21 protein-coding genes are annotated in these 26,421 nt (G+C 38.4%); 14 read left to right on the top strand and 7 right to left on the bottom strand.

What is annotated here, in order from left to right; all coding sequences use genetic code 11:
• The first annotated feature begins 3 nt into the window (after positions 1 to 3).
• On the top strand, positions 4 to 1,737 hold the full coding sequence (locus FCR2A7T_RS13460; RefSeq protein WP_023571852.1) for a M14 family zinc carboxypeptidase: 1,734 nt from the start codon (positions 4 to 6) through the stop codon (positions 1,735 to 1,737).
• Positions 1,738 to 1,739: 2 nt separating this feature from the next.
• Positions 1,740 to 1,961 (top strand): hypothetical protein, encoded by a 222-nt coding sequence (locus FCR2A7T_RS13455; protein WP_035118683.1) that lies wholly within the window; start codon positions 1,740 to 1,742, stop codon positions 1,959 to 1,961.
• 49 nt (positions 1,962 to 2,010) lie between these two features.
• Here FCR2A7T_RS13455 and FCR2A7T_RS13450 read toward each other — a convergent pair whose 3' ends face one another.
• Entirely contained in the window at positions 2,011 to 3,360 is a 1,350-nt protein-coding gene (locus FCR2A7T_RS13450; protein WP_023571850.1) for a DEAD/DEAH box helicase, read from the bottom strand.
• Positions 3,361 to 3,749: 389 nt separating this feature from the next.
• Positions 3,750 to 4,349: an NUDIX hydrolase gene (locus FCR2A7T_RS13445; protein WP_023571849.1), complete on the bottom strand. Its 600-nt coding sequence runs from the start codon at positions 4,347 to 4,349 to the stop codon at positions 3,750 to 3,752.
• 7 nt (positions 4,350 to 4,356) lie between these two features.
• Here FCR2A7T_RS13445 and pyrE point away from each other — a divergent pair, with 7 nt between their 5' ends.
• Positions 4,357 to 5,004 carry an orotate phosphoribosyltransferase gene (gene pyrE / locus FCR2A7T_RS13440; RefSeq protein WP_023571848.1) on the top strand — a complete coding sequence of 216 codons (648 nt, stop codon included), beginning with the start codon at positions 4,357 to 4,359 and terminating at the stop codon, positions 5,002 to 5,004.
• A 27-nt stretch (positions 5,005 to 5,031) separates the two neighbouring features.
• On the top strand, positions 5,032 to 5,424 hold the full coding sequence (locus FCR2A7T_RS13435; RefSeq protein WP_023571847.1) for a hypothetical protein: 393 nt from the start codon (positions 5,032 to 5,034) through the stop codon (positions 5,422 to 5,424).
• A gap of 54 nt (positions 5,425 to 5,478) precedes the next feature.
• Here FCR2A7T_RS13435 and FCR2A7T_RS13430 read toward each other — a convergent pair whose 3' ends face one another.
• Complete coding sequence (locus tag FCR2A7T_RS13430) at positions 5,479 to 6,210, bottom strand: biotin--[acetyl-CoA-carboxylase] ligase (protein WP_023571846.1); 732 nt, start codon at positions 6,208 to 6,210, stop codon at positions 5,479 to 5,481.
• 95 nt (positions 6,211 to 6,305) lie between these two features.
• Between FCR2A7T_RS13430 and rsfS the strand changes: the two genes are divergently transcribed.
• The 8 genes from rsfS to FCR2A7T_RS13390 all read left to right on the top strand — a co-directional run bounded on the left by rsfS (position 6,306) and on the right by FCR2A7T_RS13390 (position 12,379).
• The gene (gene rsfS, locus FCR2A7T_RS13425) at positions 6,306 to 6,677 is read left to right on the top strand and encodes a ribosome silencing factor (RefSeq protein ID WP_023571845.1); all 372 of its coding nucleotides are present in this window, start codon (positions 6,306 to 6,308) and stop codon (positions 6,675 to 6,677) included.
• 12 nt (positions 6,678 to 6,689) lie between these two features.
• A complete protein-coding gene (gene ftsH / locus FCR2A7T_RS13420; RefSeq protein WP_023571844.1) occupies positions 6,690 to 8,624 on the top strand; it encodes an ATP-dependent zinc metalloprotease FtsH in 1,935 nt (644 codons plus the stop codon).
• Between the two features lie 113 nt (positions 8,625 to 8,737).
• Positions 8,738 to 9,340 (top strand): hypothetical protein, encoded by a 603-nt coding sequence (locus tag FCR2A7T_RS13415; protein ID WP_023571843.1) that lies wholly within the window; start codon positions 8,738 to 8,740, stop codon positions 9,338 to 9,340.
• A 1-nt stretch (position 9,341) separates the two neighbouring features.
• Complete coding sequence (locus FCR2A7T_RS13410) at positions 9,342 to 10,160, top strand: phosphatidate cytidylyltransferase (protein WP_023571842.1); 819 nt, start codon at positions 9,342 to 9,344, stop codon at positions 10,158 to 10,160.
• A complete protein-coding gene (locus FCR2A7T_RS13405; protein ID WP_035118678.1) occupies positions 10,141 to 10,800 on the top strand; it encodes a phosphatidylserine decarboxylase family protein in 660 nt (219 codons plus the stop codon). Before FCR2A7T_RS13410 ends, FCR2A7T_RS13405 begins: the two co-directional genes overlap by 20 nt.
• A gap of 2 nt (positions 10,801 to 10,802) precedes the next feature.
• A complete protein-coding gene (locus FCR2A7T_RS13400) occupies positions 10,803 to 11,084 on the top strand; it encodes an acyl-CoA-binding protein (protein ID WP_023571840.1) in 282 nt (93 codons plus the stop codon).
• 33 nt (positions 11,085 to 11,117) lie between these two features.
• Positions 11,118 to 11,900 carry a superoxide dismutase gene (locus FCR2A7T_RS13395; RefSeq protein ID WP_023571839.1) on the top strand — a complete coding sequence of 261 codons (783 nt, stop codon included), beginning with the start codon at positions 11,118 to 11,120 and terminating at the stop codon, positions 11,898 to 11,900.
• A 32-nt stretch (positions 11,901 to 11,932) separates the two neighbouring features.
• On the top strand, positions 11,933 to 12,379 hold the full coding sequence (locus tag FCR2A7T_RS13390; RefSeq protein ID WP_023571838.1) for a PepSY-like domain-containing protein: 447 nt from the start codon (positions 11,933 to 11,935) through the stop codon (positions 12,377 to 12,379).
• Between the two features lie 48 nt (positions 12,380 to 12,427).
• Here the strand turns inward: FCR2A7T_RS13390 and FCR2A7T_RS13385 are convergent, their stop codons facing one another.
• Complete coding sequence (locus FCR2A7T_RS13385) at positions 12,428 to 15,058, bottom strand: valine--tRNA ligase (protein WP_035118757.1); 2,631 nt, start codon at positions 15,056 to 15,058, stop codon at positions 12,428 to 12,430.
• 339 nt (positions 15,059 to 15,397) lie between these two features.
• Here FCR2A7T_RS13385 and FCR2A7T_RS13380 point away from each other — a divergent pair, with 339 nt between their 5' ends.
• Positions 15,398 to 15,832, top strand: coding sequence for a DUF1573 domain-containing protein (locus FCR2A7T_RS13380; protein WP_023571836.1), 435 nt, complete (start codon positions 15,398 to 15,400; stop codon positions 15,830 to 15,832).
• Between the two features lie 47 nt (positions 15,833 to 15,879).
• On the opposite strand, the gene FCR2A7T_RS13375 is transcribed toward FCR2A7T_RS13380, so the two are convergent.
• Positions 15,880 to 17,196: a PDZ domain-containing protein gene (locus FCR2A7T_RS13375; protein WP_035118673.1), complete on the bottom strand. Its 1,317-nt coding sequence runs from the start codon at positions 17,194 to 17,196 to the stop codon at positions 15,880 to 15,882.
• 128 nt (positions 17,197 to 17,324) lie between these two features.
• On the opposite strand from FCR2A7T_RS13375, the gene FCR2A7T_RS13370 reads away from it, so the two are divergent.
• Complete coding sequence (locus tag FCR2A7T_RS13370) at positions 17,325 to 18,515, top strand: pyridoxal phosphate-dependent aminotransferase (protein ID WP_023571834.1); 1,191 nt, start codon at positions 17,325 to 17,327, stop codon at positions 18,513 to 18,515.
• A 257-nt stretch (positions 18,516 to 18,772) separates the two neighbouring features.
• Here the strand turns inward: FCR2A7T_RS13370 and FCR2A7T_RS13365 are convergent, their stop codons facing one another.
• Together FCR2A7T_RS13365 and FCR2A7T_RS15375 are read right to left on the bottom strand one after the other, a co-directional pair.
• Positions 18,773 to 26,128 carry a PKD-like domain-containing protein gene (locus FCR2A7T_RS13365; RefSeq protein ID WP_023571833.1) on the bottom strand — a complete coding sequence of 2,452 codons (7,356 nt, stop codon included), beginning with the start codon at positions 26,126 to 26,128 and terminating at the stop codon, positions 18,773 to 18,775.
• A 157-nt stretch (positions 26,129 to 26,285) separates the two neighbouring features.
• Positions 26,286 to 26,421 (bottom strand): T9SS type B sorting domain-containing protein (locus FCR2A7T_RS15375; protein WP_131494804.1); only part of this gene is annotated, 136 nt, incomplete at its 5' end.

The following is a 26,421-nucleotide window of genomic DNA, read 5'->3' as shown; positions in this document are numbered from 1 at the left end:
TCAATGAAGAACATTTTAGGAATATTCCTTTTAAGCTCGTCCATGTTGTTTGCCCAGCAACCGGATTTAAAAACACCTTTCGAAAAAGGAAACGGAAACCAATCGGCAACCTATCAGGAAACCATGAATTATTATCAGATGCTTGATAAAAATTTCGAAACGATTTCCATGAAAACCATGGGAGCAACCGATAACGGCGAACCTTTACATATTGTTACTTTCAATGCCGATAAAGTATTTGATTTCAAACAAATAAATGCTTCAAATAAAACCGTAATGCTGATTAACAACGGAATACATCCCGGAGAAACCGACGGAATTGACGCTACCATGTCCTTCATGAGAGATTTGGCCAGCGGAAAAATTGTAGCTCCTAAAAATACCGTTATTGTTACTATTCCGGTATATAACATTGGTGGCGCCATGAACCGAAATTCAACTTCCCGTGTGAATCAGAATGGACCGGAATCGTACGGTTTCAGAGGAAATTCAAGAAATTTTGATTTGAATCGCGATTTCATCAAATCGGACACCAGAAATTCAAGAAGTTTTCAGGTGATTTTCAATATCGTAAATCCGGATGTTTTCATCGACAATCATGTGAGTAATGGTGCGGATTACCAATACACACTGACTTACATCGCCACACATTATCAGAAATTAGGCGGTAATTTGGGAACGTTTTTTAACGAACAAATGATGCCGGCCATCCTAAAAGATCTTAAAACAAAGAAAATCGAATCGGTTCCATATGTAAACGTTCATAACGATGTTCCGGAGAAAGGTTTTGCAAAAAGCATGGAAACACCGCGTTTCTCTACTGGATACGCTTCGATGTTCAATACTTTAGGAGCAATGGTGGAAACACATATGCTGAAAAAATATGCCGACAGAGTCAAAGTAACCTACGAATACATGTTGTCGACCTTAAATTATACCGATAAAAATGCTGCTGAAATCAAAAAACTGCGTCAGGAAAACTTAACGAATTATTATCCGCACAACAAGTATACGGTGCAATGGGAAATTGATTCGGCAAAGGTAAAACAGATTCCTTTTTTAGGCTACGAAGGGAAATACAAACCCAGCGAAGTTTCCGGAAAACCGCGTTTGTATTACGACAGAACGAAACCTTTCAGCAAAATGATTCCGTATTATGAAGTATATAAAGCGAAAAAAGAAATCACCATTCCGGAATCCTACATCGTACCAAAACAATATTGGGAAGTAATCGACTTACTGAAACTGAATAAAATTGAAATGAGTCCGTTAAAAAAGGATACCATCATCAATGTGGAAAGTTATAAAATCACCGATTATAAAACGTCAAAAGAAGCCTTTGAAGGGCATTACGGTCATTCCAATACTTCGGTTAGTGCCAGCCGTGAAAATGTAAAATTCAGTCAGGGTGATTTTGTGGTGAAAACCAATCAGAAAAACGTAAAATACCTTTTGGAAACCTTGGAACCGGAAGCAGCCGATTCGTTCTTTAACTGGAATTTCTTCGATACCATTTTACAACAGAAAGAATATTATTCGGCCTATGTTTTTGAAGATTTGGCGAAGAAAATTTTAGACGAAAACCCGAAATTAAAAGCCGAACTGGAAAAGAAACGCCAGGAAGACAAGAAGTTTGCCGAAAACGGCGACGCCCAATTAGACTGGGTGTACAAACATTCCAAATACTATGAAAAAGAACATTTGCAGTATCCGGTTTACAAAGTAATGCGTTATTAATTATGCAAAAGACAATCTTTTTAATACTTTTCTTAATTTTAATGACAACTCCAATGTTTGCAGAAGATACCATTCAGCGAACCATCATTAATCAAGGGGTTGGATTAGGTACTGTAATTGCTGTTGTTACCTCATGGTCCAGAAACAAGTCCATCTTACTCGCAATTATACATGGTATTTTTAGCTGGCTCTATGTGATTTACTTCGCACTGACAGATAAATAACCAAAAAAGGTCGCAATAAATTGCGACCTTTTTTTATAATTATTACTGACTATTTCTCTTCTTCCTTCTTAATGACATTTCGGGCCACTTCAATTTTGAATTTTTTGCCCTTCATTTTTTCGTCTTTAATATTGCGTAGCAATTCATTTACTTTTTTGAATTTCACTGCGGCAAACGAAACAAAATCTTTGACTTCAATCAGCCCCAAATCGCCTTTTTCCAGTTTTCCTTTTTGCGAAAAGAAGCCAACAATGTCAATTTTATTAAGCTTGTTTTTCTTTCCACCGCTAATGTAAATCGTTTTAAATTCCGGCGGTTTCGGTAACGATTTGGCATTTTCCACATTTAAAACCGGCATTTGATAATCGATATACTCCATTTTCTTTTCACTTTCATGTACGATAATATAAGCCGTTCCCGAAGCCAACATCCTTGCGGTTCGTCCGTTTCTATGGGTAAACTCCTCTTCTTTGGCAGGCAGATGATAATGGATAACATGATTCATTTCCGGAATGTCCAAACCACGCGCTGCCAAATCGGTTGTAACCAAATACGTTACACTACCGTTTCGAAACTGAATTAAAGCACGTTCGCGTTCGTCCTGATCCATTCCGCCGTGATAATAAGTAGCGTAAATGCCTTTTTCATTCAACGTGTCGCTAATACGTTCCGCAACATCACGATGGTTGCAGAAAATAATTGCCGATTCCGAATTTAAAGAACATAACAATTGAAACAAACTTCCGATCTTGTCTTTTTCTTTGGAAACCACCATATTCATGGAAAGATTCAGGTTCTCTTTATCAGTCGGAACAAAATCCAAAACGGTCGGATTTACAACCCGTGTATATTTCGGAATTTCAATATCCGAAGTCGCCGAAACCAAAACACGCTTGTTTAATTTCGGTAATCGTGCAATAATATATGACATCTGCTCATGGAAACCCAATTGCAGGGATTTGTCAAACTCGTCCAAAACCAACGTCTGAATCGTATCGGTTTTAAAGGTTTCACGGTCAATATGATCGGCAATTCGGCCCGGAGTTCCAATTAGAATCGCCGGTGGATTGCTTAAATTCTTGATTTCAGTTTCGATATTATGTCCGCCATAACAAACATTTACTTTATAATCAACCGTCATCTGTTTCCAAACCTGCTGAATCTGCAAGCCTAATTCCCTTGAAGGAACAATAATGAGACATTGCACGCCATTGACTTCCGGCTGCAACATTTCGAAAATGGGTAACAAAAAAGCCAGTGTTTTTCCGGAACCTGTCGGCGAAAGCAGTAAAACATTAGGGTCATTCAAAATAGCATCCTGTGCCATTTCCTGCATTTCATTCAGACTTTCAATTCCTAAATTGAGAAGAATATTATTGGAACGGGGATTTTTATACATACGGCAAAGGTAAGAAAAAAGTTTTCAGTGGTCAGAATGAAGTATTCAGTGGTCAGTCGCAGTGTTCAGTTTTTTTGGAGCGAAAGGTTCGGGCTTCTTTAGAATCCTTGTTCCTGCTGTACGTTATATCTTTTGTTTCACAAAAGGATAACACTCCCATCAGGGCTATAGAGCCGACTTTAAAACTTTTTGAATGTCTAATTCCGCTTCATTTTTGAATTAACCGAAAGAAAATTATAGTATGTCATTTCAACGAAGCAGAAACTATAGCTCAGTGTAGCTAAATAGCATCAAGTTATTCAGATTATGGGATTTCTCCTCCGTCGAAATGACAGTATTATCAATAGATATTCCAATATTTTTTATTGATAAAACCGTTTAAAAATATTTTAAACCACTTTTTCTTCCTGAAAAAGCAATTTTATATTTTCATACGAATTGCCAAGCGCTTCCTTAATTTGTTCGGGTTTCAGCCAGGCTACTTTCTCGATTCCTTCGTCTTCCTGACCTACCGGAGTCCCTTCAAAATCGGTTTTCATTTCAAACCAATGCGTAATTTTTAGTTTGTAACGCCCGTTGCGTTTAAAAACATGATAGGTTTTTTGTAGTTTTTGCGTGATTTTTAGTCCGGTAACGCCGGTTTCTTCTTCCACTTCACGAATGGCCGTTTCTTCAATTACTTCACCTTTTTCGGTTCCCCCTTTTGGCAAATCCCATTTTCCGTTGCGAAAGATGAATAAAACTTCACCATTTTTATTAAAAACCAAACCTCCTCCTGCTTTTACAGCTGGAATTTTTTCTTTTAATTTGGTAAGAATTTCTTTTTCATCGGGATGGTATAAAAATGCTTTTTGAATTTTATTCTGAAACATTTTTACAATAATTTGCTTGATATCAACGCTTTCCAAAAGAAAAAGTTGAAAATCAGTTTCTTTAACAACTTGATTTGTCAAAAAAAGAGGCTTATCGTTTACAAAAACTTTATACATTTGTAGTATGATTTTTAACACAGACACAGCTAAAAAAACTGCCGAATTGCTTTTACAAATAAACGCAATTAAATTAAATCCAAAAAATCCTTTTACATGGGCTTCTGGATGGAAATCGCCTATTTACTGCGATAATCGTATAACCCTCTCATTTCCACCGATTAGAAATTATCTTCGTGAGGAATTTGCCAAAAACATTGAAAAACAATTTGGCAAACCCGACGTAATTGCCGGAGTAGCTACCGGAGCCATCGGAATCGGGATGCTTGTAGCCGAAATTATGGGGCTTCCGTTCGTATATGTTCGTCCGGAACCAAAAAAACACGGCCGCGAAAATCAGGTGGAAGGCTTTTTACAGAAAGGACAAAACGTATTGGTAGTAGAAGATTTGATCAGCACTGGAAAAAGCAGCCTGCAAGCCGTTGAAGCTTTAAAAGCAGCCGGAGCAAACGTTAAAGGAATGGTGGCCATTTTCACGTACGGATTTGAAATCGCAGAAAAAAACTTCAAAGACGCGAATATCGAAGTGTACACGCTTGGTAATTACGACATGCTTTTAAAAGAAGCCGTTGCCAAACAATACATCACCGAAGACGAGTACGATACCTTGAAAGAATGGCGTAAGAGTCCGTCAACCTGGGGTGTGGAAGTTTAAAATAACAAACAAGATTTATTTAAAAATATGAATTTAGAAAGCCCAAAAGTTAACGTTGAAAAATCTGCTGAGTATTTGTTCACATCACTGACAGACGTTAAGAATTTTGAAAAATTAATGCCGGATTCCATTGCCAAATTTGAGGTTTTGGATGAGAATGCTTTTATCTTTGGATTGAAAGGCATGCCGGAAATTAAATTAAAAATGAAAGACAAAGTAGCTCCAAACAAAGTAGTTTTGGGTGCTGCCAGTGATAAATTACCGTTTACCTTAACAGCAAACATCAATTCGTTAACGCCAAACACTTCGGAAGTACAATTGCTTTTTAATGGTGATTTTAACCCAATGATGGCCATGATGATTAAAGGTCCAATTACTAAGTTTATTGAAACGCTGGCACAAAACATGAATAAATTATAATTTCAACATGTCGGAATAAAAAAGGCTTTTAGTTATCTCTAAAAGCTTTTTTTTTTAATATAACATCTGAATTTCTTTAATATCATAGGTTTTTACTGCATCATCCTCAAGCATAACCTTTAGTTTTCCATAAGTGGAAACACCTTGAATGATTCCCATAAACCGAATACCGTCATTCCCTTCGAAAGGCATCGGAATTCCTTTTTTGAATAATTTTTTATTGTAGGTCTGCCAAAACTTGTCGTACTCGCCAATTTGAAGCAAGGCCACGTTTCGTTTCAGGTTTTGAATAACGGAAACCATAACTGCTTCTTTATCCAAATCATGATTTAATATACAACTCAGTGATGTCGCTTTGGGTAACTCATCAAAGTTTTTCTGATTAACGTTAAGTCCGATTCCTACCACCGAAAAAATCTCACCATTGCTCTTCAAACTGTTTTCGATTAAAACGCCGGCAATTTTTTTACTCTCTGCCAAAATGTCGTTAGGCCATTTAATGGCTAAATTCGGAATATTAAAATGTTCCAATGCTTCGATAATGCTTACCGCTACCAAAACATTCAAATGAAAAATCGAGTTGATTTCCGTCAGCACATCCTTAACCAACACACTAAAAGTCAAGTTTTTACCGAATTCCACTTCCCACTTCGCACCCATTTGTCCTCTGCCTGAAGTTTGGTTTTCGGCAGTGACAACTGTGAAATTTTCAACAAACTGATTTGTCAGTAACTCTTTTAAAAAGTCATTTGTTGAAGGTGTGGCATCGAGTTTGATGATATTCATGGAAATAATTTTGCTTTATGAAGTTTAATCTTATGTTAAGGTTCAAAAATAAAGACAAAAATTGGTAACTTTGCGAAAAACATATTAAATAATAGATGGCGAAAAAGGAGATTAACAATGATGTGCTGTTGGCAAACATCATTAAAGGAATTGAAGACGTAAAAGGTAACGATATAGATATACTGGATTTAAGAGCAATCGACAATACCGTGTGCGATTATTTCGTAATATGTAACGGTAACTCCAATACACAGGTTAACGCGATAGTTAACTCTATTCAAAAAGTAGTTTCAAAAGAATTAAAAGACAAACCTTGGCACGTTGAAGGTAATGAAAACGGCGAATGGGTATTGATGGATTATGTGAACATTGTGGTTCACGTTTTCCAGAAACACATTCGTGAATACTACAACATCGAGAGTTTGTGGGGTGATGCGAAAATCACTACAATCGAAAACAAATACTAACAGTCATACTACATGTCAAAAGATAAAAAACCCAATCCTACCAAAATTAAGGTAAGTCCATGGATTATCTATGGAGCAATACTATTGATTTTAGTGACAATACAATTAGTTTCCAGCGGCGCCAATTTTCAGGAAGTCCGCCCTACTTCATTGTCCAAATTTTACCAGTATTTAGATTCCGGTCAGGTAAGCAAAGTGGTTTTTAACAAAACAACTGCTAAAGTTTATCTGAAAAAAGAGGCTTTAAAAAGTAAAACTCATGACAAAGTAGAAAAGCAAACTATTTTAGGTAAAGAAAATGTTGGCCCTCATTACACTTTGGACATCGGTAACACTGAATTGTTCCAAAAGAAACTGGACGAAGCCCGTACCAGTGGAAAATTAAGTGATTATTCATCAGAACCCGAAAGCAATTGGGGTGATATTTTAATCAATTTCCTTCCATTGATAATCATTATCGGATTCTGGATCTTCATGATGCGCAGAATGTCTGGTGGTGGCGCCGGCGGTGGTGGCGGACAAATTTTCTCCATCGGAAAATCGAAAGCCAAATTATTCGACGAAAAAACCGATGTTAAAACCACTTTTAAAGATGTTGCCGGATTAGAAGGTGCCAAAGAAGAAATTCAGGAAATCGTTGAATTCCTTAAAAACCCTGAAAAATACACCGAAATTGGAGGTAAAATTCCAAAAGGAGCCTTATTGGTTGGTCCTCCGGGAACCGGTAAAACCTTATTAGCAAAAGCCGTTGCCGGTGAAGCGCAAGTACCATTCTTTTCCCTTTCCGGATCGGATTTCGTGGAAATGTTTGTGGGCGTTGGAGCATCGCGTGTACGTGACTTATTCAAACAGGCAAAAGAGAAATCTCCATCGATTATTTTCATTGATGAAATTGATGCTGTGGGTCGTGCTCGTGGCAAAAACAACATGTCAGGATCAAACGACGAACGTGAAAACACGCTAAACCAGTTATTAACCGAAATGGATGGTTTCGGAACCAATACACACGTAATCGTTTTGGCAGCGACCAACCGTGCCGATGTATTGGACAAAGCTTTAATGCGTGCAGGACGTTTTGACAGACAGATTTATGTGGATTTACCGGACATCCGTGAACGTAAAGAGATTTTTGAAGTACACTTGAAACCTTTGAAAAAATCAGAGGAATTGGATACCGAATTCTTAGCGAAACAAACTCCGGGATTCTCAGGAGCAGATATTGCCAATGTTTGTAACGAATCGGCTTTAATTGCTGCCCGAAAAGGTAAAAAAGCAGTAGACAAGCAAGATTTCCTTGATGCGGTCGACCGAATCGTGGGTGGTCTAGAAAAGAAAAATAAAATTGTAACTCCGGCAGAAAAACGTGCCATTGCCATCCATGAGGCTGGTCATGCCACTGTGAGCTGGATGTTGGAGCATGCTGCGCCTTTGGTAAAAGTAACCATTGTACCGCGCGGTCAAAGTTTAGGAGCAGCCTGGTATTTACCGGAAGAGCGATTAATAGTTCGTCCTGAGCAAATGCTGGATGAAATGTGTGCCACTATGGGCGGTCGTGCTGCTGAAAAAGTAGTATTCGATAAAATTTCAACCGGTGCTTTGAGTGACTTGGAAAAAGTTACCAAACAAGCCAGAGCAATGGTAACCGTTTACGGATTGAACGACAAATTAGGTAACGTTACCTATTACGATTCATCCGGTCAGAGCGATTATAATTTCTCTAAACCGTACTCGGAAGAAACGGCACAGGTAATTGATAAAGAAATCTCTAATTTAATCGAAAATGAATACCAGAGAGCAATTCGCATTCTGAATGAAAACCGCGACAAATTAATGCAATTAGCCGATATTCTGATTGAAAAAGAAGTTATTTTCAAAGACGACCTTGAAACTATTTTCGGGAAGCGTCCTTTCGAAAAATCAGAGAGTGAAGCAATTACAGAAATGTAATACTTTATTTTAATAAAAATTTAGAAAAATCTTAACTCAATTGTATGATTGAATTAAGATTTTTTTATCTTTGAGTGTTTTCAAACGCAAAATTTCGAGATTTTATATAATTTATGAATCTTTTCAGAAAATTTTTTGGTGCCGCTTCAGAAGGTTCTCATGACGATAAAGAAGGCGAATTAAGCCCTTATCATCCGGAGCCCCAAATGCCCATAGACGAACTTTTTACTTTTAACTTCAAAAAAAATGGAGGTAAGTTTTTGTATTGTGAAAACTTAAACGAAGTCCATGATAATTTTGAAAGTATATTGGAAGAAAACGACTGGTTTGAGAAAGAGGCCATGTGCATGGAACCAAAACTTTTTAGTCTGTTGGATGAAAATAAATTAAATTACACAAATCCGAAAAATCCAATCTTTTTATTGGCTTCCTGCGAAAATCTGATTGCCGATGAAGGTTCCATTTTATTTTCTTCCAATCAGATCAGACAGTTCAAACCAAACGACTTACCTTCGCATATCGTAATTCTTGCCACTACTAGCCAAATCATTGGAAACAAAAGTGATGGTTTGCGAGAAATCAAAAAACGCTACGACAAAGAATACCCTACCAATATCACTACTTTTAAATATTTTGAAAAAGCAAAAGAAGAAGACTTTTTACAATATGGTAGTTGTCCTAAAAACTTATATTTGCTTCTTTTAGAAGACTTATAGTATGCATGAAAGTGTAACAAGAACCCTTTCCGGGTTACTTTATATTTTGCTACTTGTTTCAGCAACCTTATATTCCGAATACAGTTTTTCGCTGCTTTTTGGGCTATTCATGCTAATTACAGTTTCCGAATTCTGTAAATTGATTCATCTGAAACAAAACCTTCCTATTCTACTCGCTTTGGGAAGCTATATTATTTTTGTTTTTTTCAACGGAAACCGATTTTCAACCGATATTTTACTGAATCTTGCAGCACTTTTTGTTTCAGTAAATCTGATTGTCGATTTGTTCAGTGAGAAAATCAAACCAAAATCGGATCAACAATCGAAATACGTTACACTATTCGGCTATATTATCTTACCATTTGTTTTACTGATGAAAATCCCAAACATCGGAGCACATTTCAATCCGAAAATAATCATCGGGATTTTCATTCTGATTTGGGTTAATGATACTTTTGCTTATATAGTTGGGAAATCCATTGGAAAACATAAACTTTTTGAACGCATTTCCCCTAAAAAAACTATTGAGGGCTTCATTGGAGGATTAGTGTTCACCATGATTGGAAGCTATTTGTTAAGCATGTATTTTACTTTCTTTTCGCCAATAGTTTGGATTTGCACCGGTTTAATCGTGGGGTTCTTCGGTACTATCGGTGATTTAATCGAATCCAAATTCAAACGTTCCGCCGGCGTAAAAGACAGCGGAAAAATCATGCCGGGACACGGAGGCATCTTAGATCGCTTAGATAGTGTTATATTTGCAATACCATTTCTTTATTTGTTTTATCAAATCTTAAATTATGTTCATACAATTTCATAAAGAGGGCGCTAAAATTATTTTAGGAACAACAATAGCCGTAGTTGCGGTTGTATTTTTGGCAGATGCGTTCCTACCGATTTTCTGGCTTCAAAAAGCAGTTCAGATTCTTGCATTATTCATGCTAATCATGGTTTTGCAGTTTTTCAGAAATCCAAAACGTGTGGTAGCCATAAATGACAATCATATTATTGCTCCCGTTGACGGAAAAGTAGTAGTAATTGAAGAAGTTTTTGAACCGGAATATTTCAAAGACAAACGTTTAATGGTTTCCATTTTCATGTCTCCCATTAACGTTCACGTTACCCGTTATGCGGTAAACGGATTGGTAAAATTCAGCAAATACCATCCTGGAAAATATTTAGTGGCCTGGCATCCAAAAGCCAGTGAGGAAAACGAAAGAACTACAGTAGTTGTAGAAAACCGCGTTTTTGGGGAAATTTTGTACCGACAAATTGCAGGAGCCTTGGCGCGTCGTATTGTAAACTATGCACAAGAAGGAATGCAGGTCGTACAGGGAACTGATGCCGGTTTCATTAAATTTGGTTCGAGAGTAGATTTATACTTACCTTTAGGTACCCAAGTTAACGTAAAACTTAACGAAAAAGCCGTTGGCGGAAAAACTATCATTGCTATTAAATAACAATGGAGAAAGATTTAGATACATTATTTGAGGAAGCGTTTGAAAATGCGCAATTGATTCCGCAATCTTCCGTACCGATAGATTTGCAGTTGATTTTGTATGGTCTTTACAAACAGGCTACCGCTAATGAATCTGATAGTTTTTATTTCCGGCAGGAATCACAAAACCTCAGAAGTGCTTTCAAGCTAAATGCCTGGATGCAAGTGAATCACATTTCGCCTGAAGAAGCAAAAAAACAATACATCGAGATTATCAACAGACTCATGAAAGAACGAAATTTGTAAGCAGATTTCGTTTTTTATTTTAAACTAATTACCATGAAAATTCAAAAATTAGCCTTACTCAGTTTTACATTTTTAATGCTATTCGCGTGCCGGGAAAAAAACAATCTTGAAGAAGTTATTCAAATACCGGAACCGGAAGCCCAGGAAACACAATCCGTTTACGGAAATCCTGCCGATGTAAAAGCCGAAAAGGGAAAATTTAAAATGCGTGGTTTATCGTATGCTTACAACGCGTTAGAGCCTTACATCGATGGAAAAACGATGGAATTACACTATTCCCGACACCATTTAAGCTATTGCAATAATTTGAACAAAGCCTTAGCCGGAACCGATTTAGAAAAATGGAGTTTAGAAGATATTTTAAAAAAATCTGATCCGAACAACTTAGCCATTCGTAACAATGCCGGAGGTTATTACAATCACAATTTATATTGGGAAGTAATGGGGCCCAAAGCGGGCGGACAACCAAAAGACAGTCTGGCAGCAGCCATTAATCGCGATTTTGGTAATTACGATACTTTTAAAGCACAATTTGTAGATGCAGCCACCAAACATTTTGGCTCAGGATGGGCTTGGTTGGTAGTCGACAAAACCGGAAAACTAGTTGTTGGAAGTACGCAAAATCAAGACAATCCATTAATGCCGGATATGCCTGTTTCAGGAACTCCTATTTTAGCAATAGATGTTTGGGAACATGCTTATTATTTAAAATACCAAAACAAACGCGGGGAATACATTTCGGCCTTCTTCAATGTGGTGAATTGGAATGTCGTGGAAAAAAAATATCTTGACGCTATGAAACGCGTAGTAAAATAATCCTATAAAACACATTTAACGATACCATAAAAATGAAATCAGTCCTATTATTGTTAAGCACCATACTATTTAGTACAACCGTTTCGGCGCAAAAAATTTCAGAAAGCAAAGTTCCAACAGCGGTATTAATAAGCTTTAAAGACAAATTTCACGATGCCACAAAGGCCAGTTGGAGAATAGAAAACAATAGTGGGTACGAAGCCGAATTCCTTATAGACAGAACAAAACAATCCGCTAAGTTTGCCAAATCCGGAAAATGGTTAAAAACCAAAAACGAAATCAAAGTGGAGGAATTACCAATTGAAGTAAGCCAAACCATCGCAAAAGAATTTGCCGGTTACAAGATTGAGAAAGCTGAAAAAGCCGAAACAGCAAGTAGCGGAATCGTTTACGAAATAAAACTCAAAAAAGGCAATGAAATTTACGAGGCAATAATAAACGCTTCAGGCAAAACACTGAAAAAAAACAGTAAAAAATAAACACTTTACAGCAATAAAAAAGCCCCGAAATTCGGGGCTTTTCATTTTTTATTTCAAACTCATTAAGCTCTGCTCTATTGTAGCTATTTTTGCTAAAGCATCCGCTTCTTTCTTACGTTCCATTTCGATTACTTTCTCCGGAGCTCCGGCTACAAATTTCTCGTTGGATAATTTCGCCTGTACCGATTTCAGGAAACCTTTGTTGTAATTCAACTCTTCGGTTAACTTCGCAATTTCAGCATCGATATCAATATTTCCGGTAATCGGAATAAAGTATTCGTTGGATTTCACACGGTACGACAATGCTCCGTCAACTTTTTCAGAAACGTACTCCAATGAAGTGATGTTTCCTAATTTGGTAATTACCGAATCGAAATGAGTTGACGCTTTTTCATTGTTCACCACTTTCAACTCAATGGTATCCTTGAACGGAATGTTTTTGTCTTTTCTGATGGTACGAATTCCTGAAATCACCTCCGTAGCAAAATCGAAATCGGCAATTAAAGCTTCATTATACGATTTCGCTTTTGGCCATTCCGCCACGATTAACGCCTGTTCTGGAGTTCTTTCGGCGATGTGGTGCCAGATTTCTTCCGTTAAGAACGGCATGAACGGATGCAATAATTTCAAATTAGTTTCCAACATTTCAATCGCTTTGTCGAAAGTCGCACGATCGATTGGCTGTTGGTAACCCGGTTTAATCATTTCCAGGAACCAGGAACAGAAATCGTCCCAAACCAATTTATATGTTGCCATTAACGCATCGGAAATTCTGTATTTCTCGAAGTTGTCTTCGATTTCGGCTAAAGTTCTCTGCAATTTCGCTTCATACCATTCGATGGCTACTTTTGAAGATTCCGGTTGTGCGATATCGGCTACCTCCCACCCTTTTATCAATCGAAACGCGTTCCAGATTTTATTGGCGAAACCTTTACCTTGGTTGCATAATTCTTCATCGAACAAAATATCGTTTCCTGCCGAAGCACTTAACAACAATCCACAACGAACACCATCGGCACCAAATTTCTCGATTAAACCAAGTGGTTCCGGAGAATTTCCAAGTGATTTTGACATTTTACGTCCTTGTTTGTCACGTACCAAACCTGTTAAATATACATTACTGAATGGTTTTTCACCGGCATATTCGTAACCTGCGATAATCATACGGGCTACCCAGAAGAATAAAATATCCGGACCCGTTACCAAATCATTAGTCGGGTAATAGTATTTGAAATCTTCATTTTCAGGATCCATGATGCCACCAAAAACAGCCATTGGCCATAACCATGAAGAGAACCAAGTATCTAAAGCATCGGCATCTTGTTTTAAATCGGCCAATTGCAACGAAGCATTTCCTGTTTTTTGTTTTGCCAATTCCAACGCTTCAGCAGGCGTTTCCGCCACAACGAAATCCTCTTTTCCTTCGCCATAGAAATACGCCGGAATTTGTTGCCCCCACCATAACTGACGGGAAATGTTCCAGTCGCGGATGTTTTCCATCCAGTGGCGGTAAGTATTATTAAATCGTGATGGATATAATTTTACTTCTTCCGTTTCCAAAACAGCTTTAATGGCCGGTTTAACCAAATCTTCCATTTTTAAAAACCATTGATCTGATAATCTTGGTTCGATTACGGCTTTGGTTCTTTCGGAAGTTCCTACTTTATTTAAATGGGTTTCCGTTTTTGCTAAAGCGCCGATAGTTTCCAGTTCTTTGGCAATTTCTTCACGAACTACAAAACGGTCTTTTCCGGCATAATGCAATCCGAAAGAATTTAACGTTGCATCTTCATTGAAAATATCGATGATTTCCAAATTGTGCTTGTTACCCAATTCTTTATCGTTCATATCGTGTGCCGGAGTTACTTTTAAACATCCGGTTCCGAATTCTACATCTACATATTCGTCTTCGATAATCGGAACTACTCTGCCGCAAATCGGAACGATGGCTTTTTTACCTTTCAGATGAGTGAAACGCTCGTCATTAGGGTTAATACAGATAGCAGTATCCCCGAAAATGGTTTCCGGACGTGTAGTTGCCACCGTTAAAAATTCTTCTGATCCTTCAATTTTATAGTTGATGAAATATAATTTCCCTTGTCTTTCTTCGAAAATTACTTCTTCGTCGGAAAGTGTTGTTTTGGCTTCCGGATCCCAGTTTACCATTCGGTACCCGCGGTAAATCAATCCTTTGTTGTATAAATCTACGAATGAACGGATTACGGATGCCGACATGTCCGGATCCATGGTAAATTTAGTTCGGTCCCAATCGCAAGAACAGCCCAATTGTTTCAATTGTTCTAAAATGGTGCCACCGTATTTGTCAGTCCACTCCCAAGCGTGTTTTAGAAATTCTTCGCGAGACAAATCATTTTTATTGATGCCTTCTGCTTTTAATTTGGCAACCACTTTTGCTTCTGTCGCAATGGAGGCATGATCCGTTCCCGGAACCCAGCAGGCGTTGAAGCCTTTTAAGCGGGCGCGACGGATTAATACATCCTGAATGGTGTTGTTCAGCATGTGTCCCATATGCAAGACTCCGGTTACGTTAGGTGGCGGGATTACAATGGTATATGGGGTTCTGTGGTCGGGTTTTGAATGAAAATAGTTGTTTTTCATCCAGTAGTCGTACCATTTCTGTTCTGCTGCTTTCGCTTCAAATTGCGCCGGAATTGTCATATTCGTTTCTTCGGTTATTTGGTTATACGGATTCAATCGTGTTGTACCGCAATACTTTTTCTTACTATGCTTACAAAAAGACAAATGGTTTCCTTAATAGCCCCGATGGCAGTGGAAATCCTTTTATTTCGTTACTTTTAACGAAATAAAAGATGTAACGTACAGCGGGAAAATGGTTTACGGAAAAGCCCGAAACTTTCGCTCCAAAAACTTTGGTACGCTTTTTGTAATTATATCTGCAAAAATAGCTATAACTGAGCAAATAAAAAAAGAGCGTTAAATTATTTGTTCGTTTATTAAAACAATGTAATTTTACGATAACTATTAAAACTTAAAAAGATGAAAAAATTATTAGGATTAGTTGCAATTTTAGCATTTAGCGTTGCATCATATGCTCAAAAAGGACCAAAAATTGAATTTAAAGCAAAAGACAACACTATTGATTATGGAACTGTTTCTAAAGATGCCGACAATGGAGTAAGAACTTTTGAGTTCACCAATACCGGTGATGCGCCTTTGATTATCACTCATGTACAGTCAACCTGCGGATGTACCGTTCCTACAAAACCAACGGAACCAATTATGCCAGGAAAAACAGGAAAAATTGAGGTAAAATACAATATGAATCCCGGAAGAATTTCGAAAACGATTACTGTAGAATCCAATGCGGTAAATTATGAAGGAGGAAAAGTTGCTTTACGTATTAAAGGTGAAGTAATTGTGAAGGAAGAGAAAAATGTGCTTCAAAAAGAAAAAGTAGGTCCGCAATCGTAACCAACTTTACAGATAAAAAAAAGTCCGCTAAAAAGCGGACTTTTTTATTACAATAACTTTTTGAGTTTAAACTCAACTTTCTTTTTAATTCCTTTGCGCTCGATTTCGACTTCTATGGTCTTACCATCTTCTGATTGTAGCAATTCGTCAATTATTTGTTTTGTGAGGTTACCGACGCTTTTCCGGTCTATTCTTAAAATCTTGTCCCCAATGAGTAAACCAGCCGTTTCTGCAGGTGAATTTTTCCTTATGGAAGCAATTACATAAACCGGTTTCAGGGTGAATTTGTATTTTAGATTACTGTTTTCAAAGACCAAATCATTGGCATTAAGCGAGTTTGACGGCTTGGAATCTCTAACCAATTCATCTTTCACCCACTCGATTCCGCCATGTTGGACTTCAATACCACTCATGTTATAGTTAAACGGATCATCGTAAAACACACTTTTTTTCAAATAAAGCTGTTCTCCTTTATAATCCATAATCATTGAAAATCGTTTAAGCATGGCTCCACCCAAAGAACCGTTTCTGTTTTTTATCAGGCGTAATTGCTTATAGGATGCTGTGTCCGGATAACATACTAAAGGTGATTTAAAACTAAATTTCGAAAACTGCAACTCATCCAATCGCGACTTTTTACCGAACACGGTTCCTCCTATTCCTTCACCAAGAACATCTTCAAAATAATTAGCATTGGATTTGATCTCTTCATTTTCAAAAAGCCACAACCCGTCACCCAAACCAGTATCTACCAATAATTTCAGGTTATGTTCCTTCTCGTCCAGTTTTGCACGAACATTAAGATAAGCCCTGTCATTTACAACACTTATTGGTAAGGGTGTAAAAGACTTTATTTTTCTTTTTTCAAGAATCTTACGATCTTTATATACGGTGATCTTTTTTTTCTGATAATCAATTTGCACAATGTTATTTTTAAAAAAAGAATATCCCAAAATGCCGTTAACAGGAATCCCTATTCGGGAAGAAAAATTTAAGTTTTCATCCAGTATAACCAGCAAATCAAAACCTCTATTGATAAATCCACTCACATTAGCCGTATTCTTATCTGAATAAATTCCCTCTGCCATTTCTTCGTTCCCTAGCCCGGAAATTTTTATTTTTTTGGTATTGTAAAGTTGGATCGTATCGTTTTCGGGGAAACTGAAAATAAGAGACGGTTCAGAACCCGAATCCAACAACATATTTAATTTGGTATTATTAATTTCAACCGGAATAATAATGAGGTTATCCACAAAAGTAAACGGAATCTCAATTTTATCTTTATCAGACTCCCATTGAAAGCCCACTTGCCCATAATTTGTAAGGCCCAATAATAGAAAAAAGACTAAAAAAATTAATCTCATAAAAAAGTTATTTTGTGAAAATTACTACATAAATTTTTAATTTCCTAAAACTTTAAAAAATTAATAACAAATCGGATTGCTTAGTTTCTAAAAAATATTGCAAATTTGTATCTCAAAACAAACAAACCATGCCTAAAATTTCATTAAAAGGCCAACAAATGCCTGAATCACCAATTCGTAAATTGGTTCCTTATGCAGAAATTGCAAAAAAGAAAGGTCATAAAGTATACCATTTGAATATTGGCCAACCCGATATCAAAACACCGGAAGTAGCTTTAAATGCTGTTAAAAATGCCGACATTACAGTTTTAGAATACAGCCATTCTGCCGGTTTTGAAAGTTACAGAAACAAACTTGCAGCATACTATCAAAAACAAGGTTTACCGATAAATACTGCTGACATCATCATTACCACAGGAGGCTCTGAAGCTTTGCTTTTTGCTATGGGAAGTACTATGGATGCAGGCGATGAAATCATCATTCCGGAACCATTCTATGCTAATTACAACGGTTTTTCAACAGCTTCAGGAGTAAATGTAGTTCCGGTAATTTCAACTATTGACACAGGATTTGCCTTACCTCCTATTGCTGATTTCGAAAAATTGATTACTCCAAAAACTAAGGCAATCTTGATTTGCAACCCAGGAAATCCAACAGGTTATCTGTATTCGAAAGAAGAGATTATGCAATTGGCCGAATTGGTTAAAAAACATGATTTGTTCCTAATTGCCGATGAAGTATACCGTGAATTTGCCTACGATGGTTACACACACCATTCGGTTATGAATGTTGAAGGTTTGGAAGAACACGCTATCATGATTGATTCCGTGTCCAAACGTTTCAGTATGTGTGGCGCACGAATCGGTTGTATCGTTTCCAAAAACAAAGAAGTTATGGCTACGGCTATGAAATTTGCTCAGGCCCGATTGAGTCCGCCAACCTATGCACAAATTGCCAGTGAAGCCGCTTTAGACACGCCTCAAAGTTACTTCGACGATGTGATCACCGAATACAAAGACCGTCGTGACACCTTAATTGCCGAGTTAAATAAAATTGAAGGTGTTAAAGTAGCCACACCAAAAGGAGCTTTCTACTGCATTGCAAAACTGCCGGTAAAAAATGCCGATGATTTTGCACAATGGTTATTAGAATCATACGACTTCAATGGCGAAACCGTTATGGTGGCACCCGCAGCCGGATTCTACTCCACCAAAGGTGTTGGTTTGGATGAAGTCCGAATCGCCTACGTTTTGAAAAAAGAAGATTTAATAAAATCTGTTCAGATACTGAAAGAAGCCTTAAAAGCTTACAACAACTAAAACGAAAAGCCTCTGTAAAAAGAGGCTTTTTTATTTTAAGCAGCAACGCGTTTTCTATTTCAGAAGACCTTTACTCCTGCTGTCCGCTATATCTTTTCCGATCCTTTCGAGAGCCGCAATGACCGAAAAAGGATGTCGCTCCCATCAGGGCTAGAAAACAAATCTTTTTCTTTACACACTTCCATTTTTAAAACCTTATAAAAAACAAAACCATCTTGCTATTACAAGATGGTTTTGTTTTTATAAAATAGTATTATTTATCGTTTCATTGAGAAGTGCGCTTTGAAAATTTTCTCGGCACCGTTCTCCATGTATTTAACAGTGAACCAATAATCCGTAGATGGCAATAACTGTCCGTTAAACGTTCCATCCCATCCTGTTCCGGAAGGAACAATCTGTTTGACTAATTTACCATAACGATCAAAGATATGAATCTCAGCATTTGGCTGGTCTTTTTCTAATGACCAAATGTTCCAAGTGTCGTTATAACCGTCACCATTTGGTGTAAAGAAGTGCGGATAGCCAATTGTCCAAATATGTTCTAATACAATATCCGTACACCCTTTAGCATCACGGATGGCTACCGTATGTTCACCAGGTAAAACATGAGGGAATATGTTACTTGTCTGCCAAATTCCACTATGATCCAATTCGTACTCATAGATTCCGTTTCCATTCACAATCACTGTAATCGTCTGATCATCTTGGAAATAATTCGATACCATAGCGGTAGCACCTAGTGCAGGATTAGACGCCGTTACATCAATAATTGCAACATTTGTACAACCTGTAATCATATTCATAATTGAAACGGTATACTGACCAGCTTGAGTAGCAGTGTACGAGCTGTTTGTCCCAATAATGGTTGTCAAATCACTTCCGAAATACCATTGGAAATCGTAATCTGTATCACTCAATTGGGTATCCATTTCATAACCATATATTAAACTTCCGGTTATAGCATCAACACATATCACACCATCGGCAATTTGAGGGTTTGGTAACGGATTCACTTTAACTTCAACTGTTATCGGAGCACCCGAACAACCATTGTTAATTGGTATGATTGTATAAATTACGGTTCCTTGTATATTTCCTGTTGCTGTTAACACCTGATTAATAGAAATTCCAGCACCCGGCGTTGTCTCAGAACCACTTCCGTCACTAGCGCCCGTTACATTAGTCTGAACAACTGTCCAAGTAATTGAAGTTCCCGGAATATTAGGAAATACGGTAATTCCTGGCGACACCCCACTACAAATAAATTGTGGTGCTGATGAGCTGAATACCTCTGGTGTAGGATTTACTGTAACAGTTACAGTAACCGGATCACCGCTACATCCGTTAACTACTGGGGTAATTGTGTATGTTACTGTGCCCTGAACCAAACCAACCGTTGATAAAGTTTGACTGATTGTACTTCCAGTACCTGAAGCCGCGCCAAAAACACCAGTTTGTACAACTGTCCAATTGAAAACTGTTCCCGGTACAGTACTGGTCAAAGTAATATTAGTGGTTTGACCTGAACATAAAATTGCTGATGTAGGACTAGCCGTCACGATAGGTTTTGGATAAACTGTAACCATAACCGTTTTCGGAGTTCCAGGACATCCGTTATTAATCGGCGTAATTGTATAAATCGCCTGACCAATTGTATTTCCTGAAGCCGTAAGAACATCGGTAATAGCTGTTCCTGTTCCGTTGGTTCCTCCTGTTACCCCTCCGGACTGAACTACATTCCATCCAAAAGTTGTTGTGGCAATAGTACTTGTCATAGTAATGTTTGTTGTTTGACCAGTACAAATCGACTGTGAAGTCACATTAAGATTAACAACAGGAACCGGAGTAACTGTAATAGTAACAGAAATTGGAATTCCTGTACAGCTTCCCGCCGATGTAGGCGTTATCGTGTAGGTTACTGTTCCGGTTGTCGTACCGGCAGTAAGGACTTGTGAAATAATATTTCCACTTCCATTAGAAGCTCCTGTAACACCACCCGTTTGTGTATAGGTCCATGTGAAAGTTGCATTTGCAACATTACTTTGCAATTGAATACCTGTAGATTGACCTGAACATAGCGATTGTGAAGTTGGCGTTGCTATAACTGTAGGCGTTTGATTAAGAGTAACATTACCCGTTGCCAATGCACTAGAACACGAGTTAGTAGTATTGGTAATAACTACACTATAAGCTCCTGGTGTAGAAGTGACAAAACTTGCCACGTTACCCGGATTTGTAACCCCAGTAGGAACTGTCCATGAATAAGTATAACTTCCAGCAATACCTGGTGTAGCCGTTACTGTTGTTGAAGCTCCTGAACAAATTGACGGATTGTTTACCGTTACTGTTGGAACTGCATAATTGCTTACCGTTCCGGAGGCACTTAAACTAGAACAACTTGTTGTAGTGTTGGTAATAACCACACTGTATGTTCCTACTGTTGCTGTTGTAAAACTTGCAACGTTACCAGGATTCGTTACTCCTGTTGGAACTGTCCAAGCATAATTGTAAGTTCCAGGTGTTCCAGGCGTAGCAGTTACAGTAGCCAAAGCACCTGTACAAACAGTAGAACTGTTTACTGTTACCGTTGGTAATGGATTAACCGTTACAGTTCCGGAAACACTTACGCTCGAACATGTAGTAGTTGTATTGGTAATGATAACACTATAGTTACCCGCTGTTGTTGTTGTAAAACTTGCAACGTTGCCAGGGTTTGTCGCTCCCGCCGGAACCGTCCACACATAAGTATAAGTCCCTGCAATTCCCGGTGTAGCGGTTACTGTTGCAGCTGTTCCTGCACATACCGCCGGACTGTTTACTGTAACCGTTGGCAATGCATTAACCGTTACGGTCCCAGAAGCACTAGCGCTTGAACACGTAGTAGTTGTATTTGTAATTACAACACTATAGTTGCCCGCTGTTGTTGTTGTAAAACTTGCAACGTTGCCAGGGTTTGTAACTCCCGCCGGAACTGTCCATACATAAGTATAAGTCCCTGCAATTCCTGGTGTAGCGGTTACTGTTGCAGTGCCACCCGTGCATATAGACGGACTGTTAACTGTAACTGTTGGAACCGCATGGTTGCTTACTGTTCCAGAAGCACTTAAACTAGAACAGTTTGTTGTAGTGTTGGTAATAACCACACTGTATGTTCCTACTGTTGCTGTTGTAAAACTTGCAACGTTACCAGGATTCGTTACTCCTGCTGGAACTGTCCAAGCATAATTGTAAGTTCCAAGTGTGCCAGGCGTAGCAGTTACAGTAGCCAAAGCACCTGTACAAACAGTAGAACTGTTTACTGTTACCGCTGGTAATGGATTAACCGTTACAGTTCCGGAAGCACTTACGCTCGAACATGTAGTAGTTGTATTGGTAATGATAACACTATAGTTACCCGCTGTTGTTGTTGTAAAACTTGCAACGTTGCCTGGGTTTGTCGCTCCCGCCGGAACCGTCCATACATAAGTATAAGTGGCAGCTGTACCCGGTGTAGCTGTTACAGTTGCAGCTGTTCCTGCACATACCGCCGGACTGTTTACTGTAACCGTTGGCAATGCATTAACCGTTACGGTCCCAGAAGCACTGGCGCTTGAACACGTAGTAGTTGTATTTGTAATGACAACACTATAGTTGCCCGCTGTTGTTGTTGTAAAACTTGCAACGTTTCCAGGGTTTGTAACTCCCGCCGGAACTGTCCATACATAAGTATAAGTCCCTGCAATTCCCGGTGTAGCGGTTACTGTTGCAGTGCCACCCGTGCATATAGACGGACTGTTAACTGTAACTGTTGGAACCGCATAGTTGCTTACTGTTCCAGAAGCACTTAAACTAGAACAGTTTGTTGTAGTGTTGGTAATAACCACACTGTATGTTCCTACTGTTGCTGTTGTAAAACTTGCAACGTTACCAGGATTCGTTACTCCTGCTGGAACTGTCCAAGCATAATTGTAAGTTCCAGGTGTTCCAGGCGTAGCAGTTACAGTAGCCAAAGCACCTGTACAAACAGTAGAACTGTTAACTGTTACCGTTGGTAATGGATTAACCGTTACAGTTCCGGAAGCACTTACGCTCGAACATGTAGTAGTTGTATTGGTAATGATAACACTATAGTTACCCGCTGTTGTTGTTGTAAAACTTGCAACGTTACCTGGATTTGTCGCTCCCGCCGGAACTGTCCAAGCATAAGTAAAAGTTCCTGTAGTTAAAGGTGTTGCGGTTACTGTAGCCGGTGTCCCTGCACAAACAACTGGACTGTTTACCGTAACTTCAGGTAATGGATTAACCGTTACTGTAAAAGTTCGTGTAGGTCCGTTACAACCATATTTTGTTAAAGTAACCGTAATGGTTGCTGTTTGAGGCGTTGATACCGTTTGAGCTGTAAAGGATGGCAAGAAAAATGTTGAACCACTGGCCGGTAATCCAATAGCTGGGTTACTGTTAGTCCAACTAACCGAATCATAAGCATCAGAGGTTGTAAAGTTAAGTTGACTAACCGATTGACCAGAACAGAGAGATACGTTTGGTACTGCATTGATTATTGGCGCAGGACAACCACAAGTAATTGTTTCCGTAGGTACACACACACTACCAACTCCAGATAAAGTAAAGGTTATTGGCATTCCATTCGTTACAATATAAATAGAACTTGGACTATTCTGACTTCCTGTTACTACCGGACCTCCATTAATTGAATAACTATAATTAAAAGTAGTGATTCCCGGAACATTCGACCAATCAATATATATTGAGTTAGGGTAAGTTGGATTATTATTATAAGGACCACATTGTAAGTTCATACTTCCACCTGACGGACTTGCTGTTACAGTTCCAGAAGCACTTGCACTACTACAGCTTGTTGTTGTGTCGGTAATAACAACACTATATGTTCCTAAAATAGTCGTGGTAAAACTTGCAACGTTACCAGGATTGGTTACACCCGCTGGTACTGTCCACACATAAGTATATGTTCCTGCCGTTCCAGGTGTAGCGGTTACTGTAGCTGTTCCTCCGGCACATACCGACGAACTATTAACCGTAACAGTTGGCAATGGATTAATCGTAACTGTTCCCGATGCACTTGCACTTGAACATGTTGTTGCTGTATTCGTTATAACAACACTATATGTTCCAGCAATTGAAGTAGAAAAAGTAGCAACATTTCCTGGATTTGTAGCACCTGCAGGTACTGTCCAAGCGTAATTATAGGTTCCTGCTGCTCCAGGAGTAGCAGTTACAGTAACAGAATTACCTGCACAAGTAACAGGACTATTAACTGTTACAGTTGGCAATGAATTTGTACTAACTGTTCCTGATGCACTTGCACTTGAACAAGTTGTGATCGTATTTGTTATGACAACACTATAATTTCCAGCGATTGTTGTTGTAAAAGTGGAAACGTTACCCGGATTTGCAAAACCAGCCGGTACTGTCCACGAATAATTATAACTTCCCGCAACACCTGGAGTTGCCGTTACGGTAGCGGCATTTCCAGAACAAACCGAAGGACTGTTTACTGCCACAGTAGGCAATGGATTAATAGTAACTGTACCGGAACCAATCGCGCTCGAGCAATTTGTAGTGGTATCTGTTATAACTACTCCGTAAGCACCTCCAATTCCAGTTGAAAAACTAGCAACATTTCCAGGATTCGTAGCTCCAGCCGGTACTGTCCAAACATAGTTATAAGTACCTGCAAGTCCTGGAGTAGCAGTCAAAGTCACCGTTCCCCCTTGACAAGCAGAACCACTGTTAACCGTAACTGTCGGCAATGGATTAACTGTAACTATCGTTGTATTAGAACATCCGTTATTGTCAGTATATGTAATTGTAGAAGTACCCGAAGCAACCCCTGTAACCAAACCAGATGAATTCACTGTAGCTACAGTTGTATCTGAAGATGCCCAAGCATTCGAGGCACTAGGTGAACCTGTTCCGCTTAATTGGGTAGTAGAGCCCACACAAACAGACAACGTTCCTGATATTACTGGACGTGGATTGACAATCAATTGGAAAGTTGTATTGCCAAACACGGCCGGATTAGTTGCATCTTCCATTCTTACATAGATGGTTTGACCCGCACTAATAAAAGCTGCTAAACTACCTGCCGGTATTAAATTACTGTTAGGTGTTGTCCCATCAGCACTTGCAAGAGTTGTATGGTATGTGATATTATAATTTGCAGGATTTTGTCCCCCTAAAATTATTGTATTTTGTGGCGTCAAATCGAAAGATTCCGTACCATTACCATCGGCATCACAAAGCACTAAATTTGGTGGTTGAATTGGTGTAGCATTACAGTTTCTTACAATTAAATCAAAAGATTGTATGTTTCTACAACCGGTATTTAAATCCTCAACTGCTACCCATATCGTTACAGTTCCTCCAGAAGTTGTGTAATTAGTAATACTTCCCGTTATCAAATCAGCATCGGTTCCTTGTGCACTTGCTAAAGAAGTATGCAAACTAGGCACATACGTTCCCGGATCCAAAGCAGCCATAGCTGTAGTTTGATTCCCGGACAAATCCCATGTGTAAGTTGCCGCACCGGTGTTACATTGATATAAATTAACTGGTGTACCTGTTGGAATACTAATTAAATCAACAGTTACCACATCCGTTACCTGATAGTTAACCGAAGGACTACAAGAAGGATATGTAGCCGTTACAGTATATGTTGTTGTCGCTGTAGGACAAACAGAAATATTTTGTGTATTCCCTACTACATTTCCTGACCCGTCAGTCCACTGAAAAGTTGGAACAATTGGCACTCCATTTGGTGTAAAACGCCACGCTTCATTATTTGTAATCCATGTCCCTCCGTTTCTTCCTGCCGGTGTCACACCTGCAGTCCCTGCATTATTCTGAACACCGATTAATCCATTCCCACTTGACCATGAAACACAAGGGTATCTTCTCTTTACATATACATCGATAATATTTGTTCCTTCATAAAGCATCATCTGACTCGTTTGAGCCCCAACAGTTGCATCACTTGAACATCCATACTGAGCTACGTTAGCAACATTTACAACAAACACCCTATTAGGGTATACACCTGTAGTGTAATAATTAATATTTGGCGTTGCAAAACCATTACTTACTGCTGGATTAGTATCCTGAAATACTCCATTAATTGAATTTTTAAAAGGAGCATTACCACTTGGTCCTGAAAACGGAATAGCGCCAGAATTCACCCAAGTACTAAAAGCATTTGGACTATACAAACCTCCAGCAACAACACCGTTTATACTAAATGTTATTACTCCATTTGTTGACACCAAACATTTTACATAGCTATTATTATAAAAACAAAAATTAAAATCTTGCGGTGTAATTCCTTTTAAATCAATAATACCAGACCATTGATCATCTATAGTAAGCGCTGTAGCACTTCCCGCAGTAACACCAAAAGGAGGATTATAAGGTATTGAAGACACATTATACCCTGTAGTCTGGTAGGTCTGAAAAAATGTTGACGTTAAATTTGTACAGTCGCCGGGATTACAAATTGAAGCGGCTGAGTTTGCATTTACACCTATATTTCCTGGTCCCTGTGCCTTGACAAAAAACGACATGAATCCAAAAAGAAATAAAAAAAGGTAATTATTTTTCATAATAAGAAATTTAAACCGTAAAACGCAAAAGTAACACATCTAACTGTTAAAATTAAAATTTTATATCACTAAACGTCAAACAAAAACCAATTAATTTGTTATTAATACAAAAAAAGCCGCCCAAAGGCAGCTTTTTTTTGTTATTAAATTATAAATATTAACGTTTCATCGAGAAGTGTGCTTTGAAGATACGCTCCTCTTTATTCACTCCATCTTTAAACTTAACCGTAAACCAGTAATCTGTTGAAGGTAACGGTTCTCCGTTATACGTTCCGTTCCAGCCTTCTCCTACA

Source organism: Flavobacterium cauense R2A-7, from assembly GCF_000498475.1.
Lineage (GTDB): Bacteria > Bacteroidota > Bacteroidia > Flavobacteriales > Flavobacteriaceae > Flavobacterium > Flavobacterium cauense.
Note: the sequence above shows the minus strand (reverse complement) of the source record. Positions and strands in the feature narration are given on the sequence as shown.

Coding starts and splice junctions, on each gene's coding strand:
- FCR2A7T_RS13460 (WP_023571852.1), top strand. CDS start 4: ATGAAGAACATTTTAGGAATATTCCTTTTAAGCTCGTCCATGTTGTTT.
- FCR2A7T_RS13455 (WP_035118683.1), top strand. CDS start 1,740: ATGCAAAAGACAATCTTTTTAATACTTTTCTTAATTTTAATGACAACT.
- FCR2A7T_RS13450 (WP_023571850.1), bottom strand. CDS start 3,360: ATGTATAAAAATCCCCGTTCCAATAATATTCTTCTCAATTTAGGAATT.
- FCR2A7T_RS13445 (WP_023571849.1), bottom strand. CDS start 4,349: ATGTATAAAGTTTTTGTAAACGATAAGCCTCTTTTTTTGACAAATCAA.
- pyrE (WP_023571848.1), top strand. CDS start 4,357: ATGATTTTTAACACAGACACAGCTAAAAAAACTGCCGAATTGCTTTTA.
- FCR2A7T_RS13435 (WP_023571847.1), top strand. CDS start 5,032: ATGAATTTAGAAAGCCCAAAAGTTAACGTTGAAAAATCTGCTGAGTAT.
- FCR2A7T_RS13430 (WP_023571846.1), bottom strand. CDS start 6,210: ATGAATATCATCAAACTCGATGCCACACCTTCAACAAATGACTTTTTA.
- rsfS (WP_023571845.1), top strand. CDS start 6,306: ATGGCGAAAAAGGAGATTAACAATGATGTGCTGTTGGCAAACATCATT.
- ftsH (WP_023571844.1), top strand. CDS start 6,690: ATGTCAAAAGATAAAAAACCCAATCCTACCAAAATTAAGGTAAGTCCA.
- FCR2A7T_RS13415 (WP_023571843.1), top strand. CDS start 8,738: ATGAATCTTTTCAGAAAATTTTTTGGTGCCGCTTCAGAAGGTTCTCAT.
- FCR2A7T_RS13410 (WP_023571842.1), top strand. CDS start 9,342: ATGCATGAAAGTGTAACAAGAACCCTTTCCGGGTTACTTTATATTTTG.
- FCR2A7T_RS13405 (WP_035118678.1), top strand. CDS start 10,141: ATGTTCATACAATTTCATAAAGAGGGCGCTAAAATTATTTTAGGAACA.
- FCR2A7T_RS13400 (WP_023571840.1), top strand. CDS start 10,803: ATGGAGAAAGATTTAGATACATTATTTGAGGAAGCGTTTGAAAATGCG.
- FCR2A7T_RS13395 (WP_023571839.1), top strand. CDS start 11,118: ATGAAAATTCAAAAATTAGCCTTACTCAGTTTTACATTTTTAATGCTA.
- FCR2A7T_RS13390 (WP_023571838.1), top strand. CDS start 11,933: ATGAAATCAGTCCTATTATTGTTAAGCACCATACTATTTAGTACAACC.
- FCR2A7T_RS13385 (WP_035118757.1), bottom strand. CDS start 15,058: ATGACAATTCCGGCGCAATTTGAAGCGAAAGCAGCAGAACAGAAATGG.
- FCR2A7T_RS13380 (WP_023571836.1), top strand. CDS start 15,398: ATGAAAAAATTATTAGGATTAGTTGCAATTTTAGCATTTAGCGTTGCA.
- FCR2A7T_RS13375 (WP_035118673.1), bottom strand. CDS start 17,196: ATGAGATTAATTTTTTTAGTCTTTTTTCTATTATTGGGCCTTACAAAT.
- FCR2A7T_RS13370 (WP_023571834.1), top strand. CDS start 17,325: ATGCCTAAAATTTCATTAAAAGGCCAACAAATGCCTGAATCACCAATT.
- FCR2A7T_RS13365 (WP_023571833.1), bottom strand. CDS start 26,128: ATGAAAAATAATTACCTTTTTTTATTTCTTTTTGGATTCATGTCGTTT.